Source organism: Azonexus fungiphilus, assembly GCF_003634965.1.
Taxonomy (GTDB): Bacteria; Pseudomonadota; Gammaproteobacteria; order Burkholderiales; family Rhodocyclaceae; genus Azonexus; species Azonexus fungiphilus.
This window is the reverse complement of record NZ_RBXP01000016.1, coordinates 209,572-224,148: the sequence shown is the minus strand read 5'-3', so window position 1 is coordinate 224,148 and position 14,577 is coordinate 209,572. Positions and strand designations below refer to the sequence as shown.

Sequence of the window (14,577 nt, the reverse complement as noted above, 5' to 3'; positions counted from 1 at the left end):
GGGCGAATGCTCGCTTGCGATAATACCAATTGCCGGCGCCGCCGCATCGGCGTTCAATCGCAGCCCTGACGCCACCCCGGACGCCCCCGCCTTGCCCGCTGCCCCCACCCCTGCCGACGCTTCCCGCCGCATCACGCTGGCCCTGTCGCTCGCCGGCTTTTCCTGCTTCATGCTGCTCTACGGCACGCAGCCGCTGCTGCCGCAACTGGCCGACACCTTCGCCATCGGCCCGGGCAGCGCCAGCCTCAGCGTCACCGCCGGCACCGGCCTGATGGCGCTGCTGCTGATCCCGCTGAGCCTGCTCGCCGACCGTTTCGGCCGTACCGGCCTGATGCGCTGGGGCTTGCTCGGCGCCGCCGGCTTTTCGCTGGCCTCGGCCTGGGCGCCAGAATTCTGGCTGCTGGTGCTGGCCCGCGCCGGGCTCGGGCTGTGCATCGCCGGCGTGCCGGCGGCGGCGATGGCGCACCTCGGCGAAGAACTGCCGGTTGCCGAACGCGCCCGCGCGATGGGCGTCTATATCGCCGCCAACGCGCTCGGCGGCATGGCCGGCCGGCTGCTCGCCGCCGCCGTCGGCGACTGGAGCGGTTCCTGGCACTGGGGCCTGAGCGCCGTCAGCCTGCTCGGCCTGGGCGTCGCCATCGCCTTCTGGCGCCTGCTGCCGCCGGCGGCGCATTTCGAAGCGCGTTCTCTGCAGCCGCGCCAGCTGTTCGCCGACGTTCGCCGCATCTACGCCGATCCCGGGCTGCCCTGGCTGTTCTCCATCGCCTTCCTCGCCATGGGCACGCTGGTCGGGCTCTACAACTACCTGCCCTTCCGCCTCGGCGCGGCGCCCTATGGGCTGGCTCCGGCGGCGATCGGCAGCATCTTCCTGCTCTACGCGATCGGCAGCTACGCCTCGGCCTGGGCTGGCCGGCGGATTGCCCGCCACGGCCGCCAGCGCATCCTGCTGGCGATGGCGCTGCTGTTCACCGCCGGCATTTCGGTGACGCTGGCGGCACCGCTGTGGCTGATCATCGCCGGCCTGGCGGTATTCACCTTCGGCTTCTTCGCCGTGCATACGGTGGCCAGCGCCTGGGTCGGCCATCGCGCCGGGCCGCGCCGCGGCCTCGTCTCGGCACTCTATCTGTCGAGCTACTACCTCGGCGGCAGCGTCGTCGGCACGGCCACCGGCTGGGCCTGGAGCGAGGCCGGCTGGCCGGGCGTCATTGCCGCCATGCTCGCCTGCGCCGTGGCGGTTTGTGCGATCGGCTGGCGGCTGCGCCGCCTGGCCGGCGACTGAGGGCGCCATCGTGTTCGCCGGCAGGACTTCCTGGGGCATGCTGCTGGCGCTGGTCGCGGCGCTCGGCTTCTCGCTCAAGGCGATCTTCATCAAGCTCGCCTATCCCTACGGCGTCGATGCGATCACGCTGCTGACGCTGCGCATGCTTTTCGCGCTGCCCGCCTTCCTCTGGGTCGGCCTGGCCCGGCGCCCCGGCCAGGCCGCGCTCGACGCCGGCGACTGGCTGCGCGTCGGCGCCCTCGGCTGCCTCGGCTACTACGGCTCGAGCCTGCTCGACTTCATGGGCCTGCAGTACATCTCGGCCGGCCTCGAACGGCTGATCCTGTTCACCTATCCGACGCTCACCATCCTCATCGGCGTCGTCTTCCAGGGCAAGCCGTTCAGCCGCCGCGAACTGGTCGCGCTGGTGCTCTGCTATGCCGGCATCGGCTTCGCCTTCGTGCACGACCTCGGCCTCGGCGATGCGCGCGACGTGCTCGTCGGCGGCGGCCTGGTGTTCGCCTCGAGCGTCAGCTACGCGCTCTACCTGGCAGGCAGCGCCCCGATGATCGGCAAGCTCGGGGCGCTGCGCTTCTCGGCGCTGGCGATGCTGGTGTCGACGGCGGCGACGCTGCTGCATTTTGGCCTCGTCCAGCCGTTGACCGTGATCGTCCAGCCGCTGCCGGTCTATGGCTGGAGCCTGGCGATGGCACTGTTCTCGACGGTGATCCCGGTATTCGCGCTGGCGGCCGCGATCCGCCAGCTCGGCGCCGGCCGCAGCTCGCTCTACGGCATGATCGGGCCGATGCTGACGATCGGCTTCGGCTGGTGGCTGCTCGACGAGGCCCTGTCGCTGCCGCAGCTGGCCGGCGCCGCGCTGGTCGTCGCCGGCGTGCTCGTAGTCAGCCGAAAGTAGGAAACAGCGGGTTAGAATGACCCGCATGATCGGCCTGTTCTTCATCACCCACGGCAGCTACGGCGATGCGCTGGCGCATGGCGCCGGCCATGTCCTCGAGCTGCCGATGCTGCTGGCGGCGCCGACCCACCGCGACCAGGACCTTCCAACCCTGCCGACCCGGACCCGCAACGGCGGCCGGGACGGCCCCATCGACCTGCAGGACCACTGAATCATGCTCACCCGGGAAACCCAGATCATCAACAAGCTCGGCCTGCACGCCCGGGCTTCCGCCAAACTCACCCAGCTTGCCGGCAAGTTCGCCTGCGAGGTGTGGATGAGCAAGGGCAGCCGCCGGATCAACGCCAAGAGCATCATGGGCGTGATGATGCTGGCTGCCGGCAAGGGCTCGACGGTGACCATCGAAACCGACGGCAAGGACGAGGCGGAGGCGATGGAGGCCCTGCTGGCGCTGATCGCCGACTACTTCGGCGAGGGAGAATAAGGCCCATGAGCTTCACCCTGCACGGACTGGGCGTTTCGGCCGGGATCGCGATCGGCCGGGCGATGCTGATGTCGCACGCGACGCTGGAAGTGTCCCACCTGACGCTGGCGCCGCGGCAGGTCGACAAGGAAATCGCCCGCTTCGACGCCGCCATCCTGGCGGTCAAGAAGGAACTGGCGGCGATGAAGGAAAACACCGAGCACGCACCGGCCGAGCTCGCCGCCTTCATCGACGTGCATGCGATGTTCCTCGAGGACAGCGAACTCACCGACAAGCCGCGCGAGATCATCCGCGAGCGCCGCTGCAACGCCGAATGGGCGCTGGTCCAGCAGATGGAGCACCTGGTGCACCAGTTCGAGCAGTTCGACGATCCCTACCTGCGCGAGCGCAAGTTCGACGTCGTCCAGGTCGTCGAGCGGGTGATCAAGGAACTGCTCGGCCATCCCGCCCGGGCCACCGCCAAGGCCAGCAAGCAGACCCGCGAGGAGGCGCTGATCGTCGTCGCCCACGACCTCTCGCCAGCCGACACGATCGCCTTCAAGGACCACCGCTTCGCCGCCTTCATCACCGACGTCGGCGGCGCCACCTCGCACACCGCGATCCTCGCCCGGAGCATGGCGATCCCGGCGGTGCTCGGCCTCGAGAACGGCCGCGCGCTGATCCGCGACGGCGAGCAGCTGATCGTCGACGGCATGCGCGGCGTCGTCATCGTCAACCCCGACCCGCGGGTGCTCGAGGAATACCGGCTGCGCATGGAGCAGATCGAGCTCGAGAAGACCAAGCTGCGCCAACTGAAGGATTCGCCGGCACAGACGCTGGACGGTGTCGATATCGCGCTGCACGCCAACATCGAACTGCCCGGCGACATCCGCGACGCGCTCGACGGCGGCGCCGAAGGCATCGGCCTGTTCCGCACCGAGTTCCTCTTCCTCAACCGCGGCGACATGCCCGACGAGCAGGAGCAGTACGAGGCCTACAAGAAGGTGGTCAAGGGCATGGGCGGACGGCCGGTGACGATCCGCACCTTCGACCTCGGCGCCGACAAGGACCTCAACCCGGAAGCCACCGCCGGCGACCGGGTCAAGACCAACCCGGCGCTCGGCCGGCGGGCGATCCGCCTGTCGCTGGCCGAACCGAAGATGTTCCAGATCCAGCTGCGGGCGATCCTGCGCGCCTCGCGCCACGGCCCGATCAAGCTGCTCATCCCGATGCTCGCGCACGCCCACGAGATCGACCAGACGCTGGCCGCGATCGAACAGGCCAAGTCGAGCCTGCGCGGCGAGAAGATCGCCTTCGACGAGAACATCCAGGTCGGCGGCATGATCGAGATTCCGGCAGCGGCACTCGCTGTCGGCATCTTCCTGCGCCGGCTCGACTTCCTGTCGATCGGCACCAACGACCTGATCCAGTACACGCTGGCGATCGACCGCTCCGACGAGCAGGTCGCGGCGCTCTACGACCCGCTGCATCCGGCGGTGCTGATGCTGCTCGCGCACACCATCGCCAGCGCCGAGAAGGTCGGCATCCCGGTCTCGGTATGCGGCGAGACCGCCGGCGACCCGAAGCTGACCCGGCTGCTGCTCGGCATGGGCCTGCGCATCTTCTCGATGCACCCGTCGCAGGTGCTCAAGGTAAAAAGCCGGATTCTCAAGTCGGACATTTCCGAGCTGGCGCCCAACGTGCGCAAGATGCTGCGCCTCGACGAGCCGGCCAAACTGCGCGAGGCGCTGGAAAAACTGAATTCCTGAGCCGGCACCGGCGACCACGGAAAGCGGGAAAAATTCCCTGCTGACCGCAGGGTGCGACGTTTTGTCACATTCCCGAAGCCGCACGCCTTGCCGACAATTCACCCTTTGCTAATAAAAGACAAAGGGGTTTTCCATGACCTACCGGATCCGGCCGCTGGCCGTCGCCATCGGCATCGCCTTCGCCGCCCCCGGCTGGGCACAGACCATGGATGAAATCGTCGTCAGCGCCGAGCGCGACAAGACGGCCGGCAGCACCACCCAGCTCGACGCCGGCGCACTGCGCCAGAGTGGCGCCCGCAGCAGCGACGTCGCCAGCCTGCTCCAGGATGTCCCCGGCGTCAGTTTCTACGGTGCCGGCGCCGTCTCCAGCCTGCCGGCGATCCACGGCCTGGCCGACGACCGCCTGCGCATCAAGATCGACGGCATGGACCTGATCGCCGCCTGCCCCAACCACATGAACCCGGCGCTCTCCTACCTCGACCCCAGCCAGGTCGGCGCGCTCACCGTCTACGCCGGGATCAGCCCGGTCAGCGTCGGCGGCGACAGCATCGGCGGCAGCATCGTCGCCGAAACCCGCGCCCCGGAATTCGCCGCCCCCGGCGAACGCCTGCTCAAGGGCGAAGTCGGCGCCTTCTACCGCAGCAACAACCAGGCCCGCGGCGGCAACGCCAGCGCCACCGCCGCCACCGAGAACATCAGCCTGACCTACACCGGCGCCTACAGCGAAGCCAACAACTACAGCGCCGGCCGCAACTTCAAGAACTACACCAACACCGGCCGCGCCGGCCATCGCCTCGACCGCGACGAAGTCGGCTCGAGCGCCTACGAAACCGGCAACCACACGCTCGGCCTGGCGGTGAAGAACGCCAACCACCTCTTCGAGGTCAAGCTCGGCTACCAGAACATGCCCGAGCAGCTCTACCCGAACCAGCGCATGGACCTGCTCGACAACGAGCAGAAGCGCATCAACCTGCGCTGGCAGGGCGACTACGACTGGGGCAAGGTGGAAGCCCGCGCCTATCACGAGACGGTCGACCATTTCATGGACTTCGGTGCCGACAAGCGCTGGTGGTACGGCCCCGATTCGCTCGGCGCCAACGGCACCGACCCGATCAACTGCGGCGCAATTAGCGGGTCCTGCGCCCACGGCATGCCGATGAAGACCCGCAGCAAGACCACCGGCGCCAGCCTCAAGGCCGACATCAGGCTCAGCCAGCAAGACCTGCTGCGCGTCGGCAGCGAACTGCAGAAATACCGTCTCGACGACTGGTGGCCGGCCTCCGGCAGCGGCATGTTCCCGGGCACCTTCGTCAACATCAACGACGGCGAGCGCGACCGCCAGGCGCTGTACGCCGAGTGGGAAAGCCGCCCGAACGAACGGTGGACGACACTGCTCGGCCTGCGCTACGAGCGGGTGAGCATGGACGCCGCCGACGTCGTCGGCTACAACCCCGCCGGGATGGGCAACCAGGGCCGCGACGCCGGCCTCTTCAACGGCCGCGACCGTTCCCGCCACGACAACAACTGGGACTTCACCGCACTCGCCCGGCACAGCGCCGGCAGCAGCCTCGACATCGAATTCGGCCTGGCCCGCAAGACCCGCTCGCCGGGCCTCTACGAAGCCTACCCGTGGTCCACCTGGAGCATGGCCGCGGTGATGAACAACTACGTCGGCGACGGCAACGGCTACGTCGGCAATCCCGACCTGAAACCGGAAAAGGCGCACACCCTGTCGGCCACCTTCGACTGGCACGACGCCGCCCGCAACTACGAACTGAAGGTGACGCCCTTCTTCACCCACGTCACCGACTACATCGACGCGATCCAGTGGGACAGCACCAACAACATCCCGCGGGCGACGCCGCTGCGCAACCAGTTCGTCGTCCTGCGCTACGTCAACCAGAGCGCCCGCCTGAGCGGCCTCGACCTCGCCGGCAAGATGCCGCTGGCCAGCACCGTCGCCGGCGAACTCGGCCTCAAGGGCATGCTCAACTACACCCGCGGCAAGAACCGCGACACCGGCGACGACCTGTACAACATCATGCCGCTCAACGCCAAGCTGACGCTGACGCAGAAGCAGGGCGCCTGGGACAATGCCCTGGAAGTGATCGGCGTCGCCGCCAAGAACAAGGTGTCGGATGCCCGCAACGAGACGAAGACGCCCGGCTACGGACTGGTCAACCTGCGCCTGAGCCACAGCTGGAAGCAGGTCCGCCTCGACTTCGGGGTCGAGAACCTGTTCGACCGCTACTACGAAATGCCGCTCGGCGGCGCCTACCTCGGCCAGGGGCGAACGATGTCGATCAATCCGCCAGCCACCGACGGCATGATCGGCTGGGGTACGCCGGTCCCCGGCATGGGGCGTTCGCTGTATGCCGGCATCAACGTCAAGTTCTGATCCGGCCGCCTGATGGCAGCGCCCCGGTCGCCAGCGGCCGGGGCTTTTTGACGTTGGCAGGGGAGCAAAAAATGGCTTTTTTCACGGTCGACCGTAAAACCCCGGCAAATTCCGCCGGCCGCCGCCAGCTGGCCTGCGGCGAGACGCTGCACGCCGCCGGCGAGGAAGGCCTGGCCTGGCGCCTGCAGCGCGGCGTACTCCGCCTCGACAGCCCGCATGCCGACGGCCGGCGCTTCGCCAGCCTGGCCATCGCCGGCGACATCGTCGGTTGCGAAACCCTGCTCTTCGGCGTCTATACCTTCTCGGCCGGCGCCCTCACCGATTGCGAACTGAGCCCGTGGCCGGAAGGCGATCCGGCGCAGGCCGGGGAATCGCTGCTGGCGTCGCTGGCCCGCGCCCAGCAGCGCGCCGCCGAGATCCTCGCGCTGCGCGGCGGCCAGGCGGTGGACCGCGTGCTCGGCCTGGTCCGCCTGCTCGCCGAGGGCGACGGCCGCGTCGTCCTGCCGATGCGCCAGGAAATCGCCGAAATCACCGACCTGCGCTTCGAGACGATCTCGCGCATCGTCAAGCAACTCGAGCGCAGCGGCGTGCTGATCCCGGCGCGCATCGCCGGCGTCCATGCGACGCGCGGCTTCCGCTACCTGGGTCAGGGCTGAAGCGAAAAAAGGGAATCCGGAATTGACGACGGGGACCGAAGTCCCCGCCGGCTATCTTTGGTAACAAGGCGCTAGCGGCCCCGGCTATCCGTTTTTAGGCGGCAATAGCGAATTGCTCATCGTTGGCAATTATGGATTTGCGCGGATTACGTCCGTCGCCTGTCGAGTTGCCTGCGCACCTTTGCCCGCCCTGTCGAAACCAGTACACCCCCATCGCAAGGGCACTCGAAGAATGCCCTTGGGTGGAGGTGAGGGGAATCGAACCCCTGTCCAGAACGCCTCCAGATTGCCGGAATTACAACCATGCTCCGGATTATGGGGGCGGGGCGGCGGTTTTTCAACCGCCGTTCGTCGGCCGGCGCCTCAACCGGCGCCGCCAGCAGTAAGCAGACGCTCGCAGTAGCGGGCGATCAGGTCGACCTCGAGATTGACCTTGCTGCCCGGCTGCAGCCGGTTGAGCGTGGTGTTTTCCAGGGTGTGCGGAATCAGGTTGATGGTGAAATCGGTACCGTTGACGGCATTCGTCGTCAGGCTGGTGCCATCGACGACGATCGAGCCCTTGCGCGCGATGTAGCGGGCGATTTCCTGCGGCGCCCGGATCTCGAGCAGACGGTTGTCGCCGACCGCATCGAAGCGCAGCACCTCGCCGACCCCGTCGACGTGGCCGGACACCAGATGGCCGCCGATGACGTCGTTGAGGCGCAGGGCCTTCTCCAGGTTGACCGGGCCGGGCGCATCGAGGCCGACGGTACAGGACAGCGTTTCCGGCGAGACGTCGACCATGAAGCTGCCGCCTTCGCGGGCAACCACGGTCAGGCAGACGCCGTTGTGGGCGATCGAGTCGCCGAGGGCGACGTCGTCGATGTTCAGCTTGCCGGCATCGACGGTCAGGCGATAGCCGACTTCGCGGGCGGTGATTTGGGTAATGCGGCCGACCGCCGCAACGATTCCAGAAAACATGTCAGATCCCGTCTCGTGCGCAAAAAAAGCCGACTTTATCACGAGCGGTTGACCGGCCGGCTTGCGCGAAAACCCGACAGCGAATAGTGTTTTCGCTCCGTTAAATCGATTCACCAAAGGGAGACAAAATGCGCAAAAAAACAATGATCGCGCTGCTTTCGGCCATCGCCGCGACGGCGCAGGCCGACATCAACGTCGGCGTCACGCTGTCGGCCACCGGTCCGGCCGCCTCGCTCGGCATTCCGGAAAAGAACACCATCGACCTGCTGCCGAGAAGCATCGCCGGCCAGAAGGTCAACTACATCGTCCTCGACGACGCCTCCGACACGACGACGGCGGTCAAGAACACCAGAAAGCTGATCAGCGAGAACAAGGTCGACGTCGTGATCGGCTCGACGACGACGCCGAACGCACTGGCGATGATCGACGTTGCCGCCGAGAGCGAGACACCGATGATCGCGCTCGCGGCCTCGGCGCGCATCGTCGAACCGATGGACGAGAAGCGCCGCTGGGTCTTCAAGACGCCGCAGAACGACGCCCAGATGGCGACGGCGATCATCGAGCACATGACCAGCAACAACGTGAAGACGGTGGCCTACATCGGCTTTGCCGACGCCTACGGCGAAGGCTGGTGGAACGAATTCTCGAAGCTGGCCGAGGTACGCAAGCTCAAGGTCGTCGCCAACGAACGCTTCAACCGCACCGACACCAGCGTCACCGGCCAGGTGCTCAAGGTTCTCGCCGCCAGGCCCGACGCCATCCTGATCGGCGGCGCCGGCACGCCGGCGGCACTGCCGCAGAAGTCGCTCAAGGAAAAGGGCTACAAGGGGACGATCTACCAGACCCACGGCGTCGCCAACAACGACTTCCTGCGCATCTGCGGCAAGGACTGCGAAGGCACGCTGCTGCCCAGCGGCCCGGTCCTGGTCGCTGCCCAGCTGCCGGCCGACAACCCGGTCCGCCAGACCGCCGGCGACTACGTCGCGCGCTACGAGGCAGTGCATGGCAAGGGCAGCGTCAATGCCTTCGGCGGCTATGCCTGGGACGCCGGCGTCCTGCTCGGCCAGGCCATCCCGCTGGCACTCAGGAAAGGCGCCCCGGGCAGCCGCGAATTCCGCGCCGGGCTGCGCGACGCGCTCGAGGCGACGCGCAGCCTGCCGGGCGCACACGGCGTCTTCAACATGAGCGCCAACGACCACCTCGGCTTCGACCAGCGCGCCCGGGTCATGGTCACGATCCGCGACGGCGCCTGGCAACTGGCGCGCTGAATCCTCTCCGACGGCCGGCGCGGAAGGCGTCCGCGGCCGGCCGTGTTAATATTTTTCTCTTTCGACACCCACCCCTGGAGCACAACATGTCCAAAAAGCTGGCCCTGGCTGTTCTCGCCGCATTCTCCGCCACCGCCTTCGCCGACATCAACGTCGGCGTCTCGGTCTCCGCCACCGGCCCGGCCGCCTCGCTCGGCATCCCGGAAAAGAACACCATCGCGCTCCTGCCGGCCAGCATCGGCGGCGAAAAGGTCAACTACATCGTCCTTGACGATGCCACCGACCCGACCGCCGCGACCAAGAACATCAAGAAGCTGATCGCCGAGAACAAGGTCGACGTCGTCATCGGCTCGACCACCACGCCGAACTCGCTGGCGATGATGGATGTCGCGGTCGACAATGAAACGCCGCTGATTTCCATGGCCGGCTCGGCGATCGTCGTCGAACCGATGGACGCCAAGCGCAAGTGGGTCTTCAAGACGGCGCAGAACGACGCGCACATGGCCACCGCCATCGTCCAGCACATGACCGACAAGAACGTCCGGACGGTCGCCTTCATCGGCTTTGCCGATGCCTACGGCGAGGGCTGGTTCAAGGAGTTCGCCAAGATCGCCGAAGCCCGCAAGCTGAAGATCGTCGCCAGCGAGCGCTACCAGCGCAACGACACCTCGGTGACCGGCCAGATCCTCAAGATCATCGCCGCCAAGCCGGATGCCGTGCTCGTCGGCGGTGCCGGCACGCCGGCCGTGCTGCCGCAGAAGTCGCTCAAGGAGAAGGGCTTCAAGGGCCTGATCTACCAGACCCACGGCGTCGCCAACAACGACTTCCTGCGCGTCGGCGGCAAGGATGTCGAAGGCGCCTTCCTGCCGGTCGGCCCGATGGTCGTCGCCGCCCAGTTGCCGGCCGACAACCCGGTGCGCAAGTCGGCCCTGGAATATGTCGGCAAGTACGAAGCCGCGCACGGCAAGGGTAGCGTCTCGTCGTTCGGCGGCCACGCCTGGGACGCCGGCGTGCTGCTCGGCAACGCCATCCCGGTGGCGCTGAAGAAAGCCAAGCCGGGTACCGTCGAATTCCGCCGCGCGCTGCGCGACGCGATCGAGGCAAGCAAGGATCTGCCGGCCGCCCACGGCATCTTCAACATGTCGGCCAACGACCATCAGGGCTTCGACCAGCGCGCCCGGGTCATGGCGGTGATCGAGAACAACACCTGGAAGCTGGTCAAGTAAACCGGCCAGACGCTGGCTCCTGACCGCGCCGGCCGTGTCATGCACGGCCGGCGTCGCGTTTTTTGAACTCCCCGCCCGGCAAGCACGCCCAGCCATGGACCTACAGATTCTTCTCCTTCTCGGCCAGGACGGCATCACCAACGGTGCCATCTACGCCCTGCTCGCCCTCGCGCTGGTGCTGGTCTTTGCCGTCACCCGCGTCATCTTCATCCCGCAGGGCGAGTTCGTCGCCTACGGCGCGCTGACCCTGGCGGCGCTGCAGGCCGGCAAGGTCCCGGGCACGATCTGGCTGCTGGTGGCGCTCGGCGCCACCATCGCCGTGCTCGACGGTTTCCGCCTGCTGCGCGAGAAGCGCTACGCCAAGCTGCCGCCGTTGCTGATCTTCAACGTCGGCCTGCCGCTGCTCGCCGCCGCCGGTCTGTTCGCGCTGCCGGCCGGCGACCTGCCGCTGTGGCTGCAGGTGACGATCACCATGCTGGTGGTGGTGCCGCTCGGCCCGATGATCTACCGCCTCGCCTTCCAGCCGCTGGCCAGCGCTCCGGTGCTGGTGCTGCTGATCGTCTCGGTCGCCGTGCACGTGGCGATGATCGGGCTGGGCCTGCTCTTCTTCGGCGCCGAGGGGTCGCGCACGCCGCCGTTCACCGAGATCAGCTTCGAGCTGGCCGGCGCCCCGCTGCAAGGGCAGACCGTGCTGGTCGTGGTCGCCTCGGCGGCGCTGATCATCGGTCTCTACTTCTTCTTCGAGCGCACCATCTACGGCAAGGCGCTGCGCGCCACCGCGATGAACCGCACCGGCGCCCGCCTGATGGGCATCCCGCCGGCCCTGGCCGGCAAGCTGTGCCTGACGCTGGCGGCCGCGATCGGCGTCTTCTCCGGCATCCTGATCGCGCCGATCACCACGATCTACTACGACTCCGGCTTCCTGATCGGCCTCAAGGGCTTCGTCGGCGCCATCATCGGCGGCCTCGCCTCGTATCCGGTGGCGGCGCTCGGCGCCATCCTGGTCGGCCTGCTCGAGTCCTTCTCGTCGTTCTACGCCAGCGCCTTCAAGGAAGTCATCGTGTTCACGCTGATCATCCCGGTGCTGCTGTGGCGCTCGCTGACCTCCCGCCACGTCGAGGAGGAAGAGGAATGATCCGCCATCTCCCGCTCGCCGCCTTCGTCGCGCTGCTCGCCGCCGGGCCGCAATGGCTGCCCGAGTTCCACATCACCCTGCTCAACTACATCGGCCTCTACGCCATCGTCGCCATCGGCCTGGTGCTGCTCACCGGCGTCGGCGGCCTGACCTCGTTCGGCCAGGCGGCCTTCGTCGGCCTCGGCGCCTACACCACCGCCTGGCTGACCACCCAGTTCGGCTACTCGCCCTGGGCGACGCTGCTGATCGGCCTGGCGCTGACCGGCGCCGTCGCCTTCCTGCTCGGCTTCATCACGCTGCGCATGGGGGGCCACTACCTGCCGCTGGGCACCATCGCCTGGGGCATCAGCCTCTATTTCCTGTTCGGCAACGTCGAATTCCTCGGCGGCCACACCGGCATCACCGGCATCCCGACGGTGTCGCTGCTCGGCTGGGAGCTGAAGTCGGGCGACGAGTTCTTCTACCTGATCTGGCTGGTCGTCCTGCTCGCCATCCTCGGCGTGCGCAACCTGCTCGATTCGCGCCAGGGCCGCGCCATCCGCGCGCTCAAGGGCGGCGGCGTGATGGCCGAGGCGATGGGGGTGAACACGCCGCGCACCAAGATCGTCATCTTCCTCATCGCGGCCTTGCTGGCCTGCCTCTCCGGCTGGCTCTACGCCCACCTGCAGCGCTTCGTCAGTCCGACGCCGTTCGGCATCAACATGGGCATCGAATACCTGTTCATGGCCGTTGTCGGCGGCATCGGCCACGTCTGGGGCGCTGTCCTCGGCGCCGGCCTGATCACCGTCCTCAAGCAGTGGCTGCAGGACTGGCTGCCGCACATCCTCGGCCAGAGCGGCAACTTCGAGGTCATCGTCTTCGGCATCGCGATGGTGCTGGTGCTGCAGAAGGCGCGCGACGGCCTGTGGCCGGTGCTGCTCCGCCTGTTGCCGGCAAGTGCCCGCCAGCGCCGGCTGGTCGATGCCGAGGCACTGCCCAGGCGTAGCCCGGCTGCGGCCGGCAGCGTGCTGCTGACCGCCGAGGGCGTGACCAAGCGCTTCGGCGGCCTGGTCGCCAACAACAACATGTCGCTGTCGGTGCAGGCTGGCGAGGTGATGGCACTGATCGGCCCGAACGGCGCCGGCAAGAGCACGATGTTCAACTGCATTTCCGCGGTCAACCCGGCCAGCGAGGGCAAAATCGCCTTCCTCGGCGAGTCGACCGCAAAACTGCGCTCGCGCGACATCGCCCGCCGCGGCATGAGCCGGACCTTCCAGCACGTGCGCCTGCTCGGTCAGATGTCGGTACTCGAAAACGTCGCCATCGGCGCCCACCTGCGCGGCAGCAAGGGCGTGCTGGCGGCGGCCCTGCGCCTCGACCGCGGCGAGGAAAACCGCCTGCTCGCCGAAGCCGCCAAGCAGATCGAACGCGTCGGCCTCAAGGAACACATGTTCGACGCCGCCGGCAGCCTGGCGCTCGGCCAGCAGCGCATCGTCGAAATCGCCCGCGCGCTCGCTTCCGATCCCTGCCTGCTGCTCCTCGACGAGCCGGCGGCCGGCCTGCGCTACCAGGAAAAGCAGGCGCTCGCCGAGCTCCTGCGCAAGCTGCGCGGCGAGGGCATGGGCATCCTGCTGGTCGAGCACGACATGGATTTCGTGATGGGCCTGGCCGACCGTGTCGTGGTCATGGAATTCGGCGAGAAACTCGCCGAGGGCGAACCGGAAGCGGTCCAGCGCGACCCCAAGGTGCTCGAAGCCTATCTCGGTGGAGTCGAATGAGCATGAGCAAGCATCCGCACCTGCACGACCACGAGGTCATCCTCGAGGTGAAGAACCTGCGCGTCGCCTACGGTAAGGTCGAGGCGCTGCACGACGTCGACCTGACCATCCGCCGCGGCGAGATCGTCACCGTGATCGGCCCCAACGGCGCCGGCAAGACGACGCTGCTCGCCTCGCTGATGGGCCTCTTGCCGGCCACCGGCGAGATCGTCTACATGGGCCACGCCCAGGGCCGCGAGCGCGAAGTCGAAACCCTGGTCCGCCAGGGCATGACGCTGGTCCCGGAAAAGCGCGAGCTGTTCGCCGAGATGAGCGTCGAGGACAACCTGCTGCTTGGCGCCTTCGATCGCTACCGCAGCGGCCACCGCGACCAGATGGAAACCATGGACGAGGTCTTCGAGCTCTTCCCGCGCCTCGAGGAACGCCGTGCCCAGCTGGCCGGCACGCTGTCCGGCGGCGAACGCCAGATGCTGGCGATGGGCCGCGCCCTGATGGCCAAGCCCAAGCTCTTGATGCTCGACGAACCCAGCCTCGGCCTGGCGCCGCTGATCATCAAGGAAATCTTCCGCATCATCGCCGAGCTCAAGCAGACCGGCGTCGCCATCCTGCTCGTCGAGCAGAACGCCCGCGCCGCGCTGCAGATCGCCGACTACGGCTACGTCCTGGAAACCGGCGAAGTCTCGCTGTCCGGCCCGAGCGCCGAACTGGCCGCCGATCCGCGCGTCATCGAGGCCTATCTCGGCCTCGGCCACAAGACCCGCTAGGCCGGGT

13 protein-coding genes and 1 other RNA gene are annotated in these 14,577 nt (G+C 67.6%); 12 read left to right on the top strand and 2 right to left on the bottom strand.

Features of this window, described 5'->3' with window-relative positions:
* Positions 1 to 91: 91 nt before the first annotated feature.
* The 7 genes from DFR40_RS12075 (at position 92) to DFR40_RS12045 (ending at position 7,460) form a co-directional block, all read left to right on the top strand.
* Positions 92 to 1,279 carry an MFS transporter gene (locus DFR40_RS12075; RefSeq protein ID WP_245985676.1) on the top strand — a complete coding sequence of 396 codons (1,188 nt, stop codon included), beginning with the start codon at positions 92 to 94 and terminating at the stop codon, positions 1,277 to 1,279.
* A 10-nt stretch (positions 1,280 to 1,289) separates the two neighbouring features.
* Positions 1,290 to 2,174, top strand: a complete 885-nt coding sequence (locus DFR40_RS12070; RefSeq protein ID WP_342767614.1) for a DMT family transporter — start codon at positions 1,290 to 1,292, stop codon at positions 2,172 to 2,174.
* A 16-nt stretch (positions 2,175 to 2,190) separates the two neighbouring features.
* Positions 2,191 to 2,385 carry a hypothetical protein gene (locus DFR40_RS12065; RefSeq protein ID WP_245985675.1) on the top strand — a complete coding sequence of 65 codons (195 nt, stop codon included), beginning with the start codon at positions 2,191 to 2,193 and terminating at the stop codon, positions 2,383 to 2,385.
* Between the two features lie 3 nt (positions 2,386 to 2,388).
* Positions 2,389 to 2,658 (top strand): HPr family phosphocarrier protein, encoded by a 270-nt coding sequence (locus tag DFR40_RS12060; RefSeq protein ID WP_121458751.1) that lies wholly within the window; start codon positions 2,389 to 2,391, stop codon positions 2,656 to 2,658.
* 5 nt (positions 2,659 to 2,663) lie between these two features.
* Positions 2,664 to 4,406: a phosphoenolpyruvate--protein phosphotransferase gene (gene ptsP / locus DFR40_RS12055; protein ID WP_121458750.1), complete on the top strand. Its 1,743-nt coding sequence runs from the start codon at positions 2,664 to 2,666 to the stop codon at positions 4,404 to 4,406.
* Positions 4,407 to 4,539: 133 nt separating this feature from the next.
* Positions 4,540 to 6,804 carry a TonB-dependent receptor plug domain-containing protein gene (locus tag DFR40_RS12050; RefSeq protein WP_121458749.1) on the top strand — a complete coding sequence of 755 codons (2,265 nt, stop codon included), beginning with the start codon at positions 4,540 to 4,542 and terminating at the stop codon, positions 6,802 to 6,804.
* 71 nt (positions 6,805 to 6,875) lie between these two features.
* Positions 6,876 to 7,460 carry a Crp/Fnr family transcriptional regulator gene (locus tag DFR40_RS12045; RefSeq protein ID WP_121458748.1) on the top strand — a complete coding sequence of 195 codons (585 nt, stop codon included), beginning with the start codon at positions 6,876 to 6,878 and terminating at the stop codon, positions 7,458 to 7,460.
* Between the two features lie 23 nt (positions 7,461 to 7,483).
* Here the strand turns inward: DFR40_RS12045 and ssrA are convergent.
* Both ssrA and DFR40_RS12035 read right to left on the bottom strand, forming a co-directional pair.
* Positions 7,484 to 7,814, bottom strand: a transfer-messenger RNA (tmRNA) gene (gene ssrA / locus DFR40_RS12040).
* A gap of 9 nt (positions 7,815 to 7,823) precedes the next feature.
* Positions 7,824 to 8,420, bottom strand: coding sequence for a riboflavin synthase (locus tag DFR40_RS12035; protein WP_121458747.1), 597 nt, complete (start codon positions 8,418 to 8,420; stop codon positions 7,824 to 7,826).
* Positions 8,421 to 8,548: 128 nt separating this feature from the next.
* On the opposite strand from DFR40_RS12035, the gene DFR40_RS12030 reads away from it, so the two are divergent.
* From DFR40_RS12030 to DFR40_RS12010, 5 genes are all read left to right on the top strand, one after another.
* The gene (locus DFR40_RS12030; protein ID WP_121458746.1) at positions 8,549 to 9,688 is read left to right on the top strand and encodes an ABC transporter substrate-binding protein; all 1,140 of its coding nucleotides are present in this window, start codon (positions 8,549 to 8,551) and stop codon (positions 9,686 to 9,688) included.
* Between the two features lie 86 nt (positions 9,689 to 9,774).
* Positions 9,775 to 10,914: an ABC transporter substrate-binding protein gene (locus DFR40_RS12025; RefSeq protein WP_121458745.1), complete on the top strand. Its 1,140-nt coding sequence runs from the start codon at positions 9,775 to 9,777 to the stop codon at positions 10,912 to 10,914.
* 94 nt (positions 10,915 to 11,008) lie between these two features.
* Complete coding sequence (locus DFR40_RS12020; protein ID WP_121458744.1) at positions 11,009 to 12,049, top strand: branched-chain amino acid ABC transporter permease; 1,041 nt, start codon at positions 11,009 to 11,011, stop codon at positions 12,047 to 12,049.
* Complete coding sequence (locus DFR40_RS12015; RefSeq protein ID WP_121458743.1) at positions 12,046 to 13,806, top strand: branched-chain amino acid ABC transporter ATP-binding protein/permease; 1,761 nt, start codon at positions 12,046 to 12,048, stop codon at positions 13,804 to 13,806. The genes DFR40_RS12020 and DFR40_RS12015 overlap by 4 nt, the downstream gene beginning before the upstream one ends.
* 2 nt (positions 13,807 to 13,808) lie before the next feature.
* A complete protein-coding gene (locus tag DFR40_RS12010; protein ID WP_425453951.1) occupies positions 13,809 to 14,570 on the top strand; it encodes an ABC transporter ATP-binding protein in 762 nt (253 codons plus the stop codon).
* The last annotated feature ends 7 nt before the right edge of the window (positions 14,571 to 14,577 follow it).

Bases quoted from the DNA above. Each gene is read 5' to 3' on its own strand.
- DFR40_RS12035 (WP_121458747.1), bottom strand. From the start codon at position 8,420: ATGTTTTCTGGAATCGTTGCGGCGGTCGGCCGCATTACCCAAATCACC.
- DFR40_RS12015 (WP_121458743.1), top strand. From the start codon at position 12,046: ATGATCCGCCATCTCCCGCTCGCCGCCTTCGTCGCGCTGCTCGCCGCC.
- DFR40_RS12065 (WP_245985675.1), top strand. From the start codon at position 2,191: ATGACCCGCATGATCGGCCTGTTCTTCATCACCCACGGCAGCTACGGC.
- DFR40_RS12020 (WP_121458744.1), top strand. From the start codon at position 11,009: ATGGACCTACAGATTCTTCTCCTTCTCGGCCAGGACGGCATCACCAAC.
- ptsP (WP_121458750.1), top strand. From the start codon at position 2,664: ATGAGCTTCACCCTGCACGGACTGGGCGTTTCGGCCGGGATCGCGATC.
- DFR40_RS12060 (WP_121458751.1), top strand. From the start codon at position 2,389: ATGCTCACCCGGGAAACCCAGATCATCAACAAGCTCGGCCTGCACGCC.
- DFR40_RS12025 (WP_121458745.1), top strand. From the start codon at position 9,775: ATGTCCAAAAAGCTGGCCCTGGCTGTTCTCGCCGCATTCTCCGCCACC.
- DFR40_RS12045 (WP_121458748.1), top strand. From the start codon at position 6,876: ATGGCTTTTTTCACGGTCGACCGTAAAACCCCGGCAAATTCCGCCGGC.
- DFR40_RS12010 (WP_425453951.1), top strand. From the start codon at position 13,809: ATGAGCAAGCATCCGCACCTGCACGACCACGAGGTCATCCTCGAGGTG.
- DFR40_RS12030 (WP_121458746.1), top strand. From the start codon at position 8,549: ATGCGCAAAAAAACAATGATCGCGCTGCTTTCGGCCATCGCCGCGACG.
- DFR40_RS12050 (WP_121458749.1), top strand. From the start codon at position 4,540: ATGACCTACCGGATCCGGCCGCTGGCCGTCGCCATCGGCATCGCCTTC.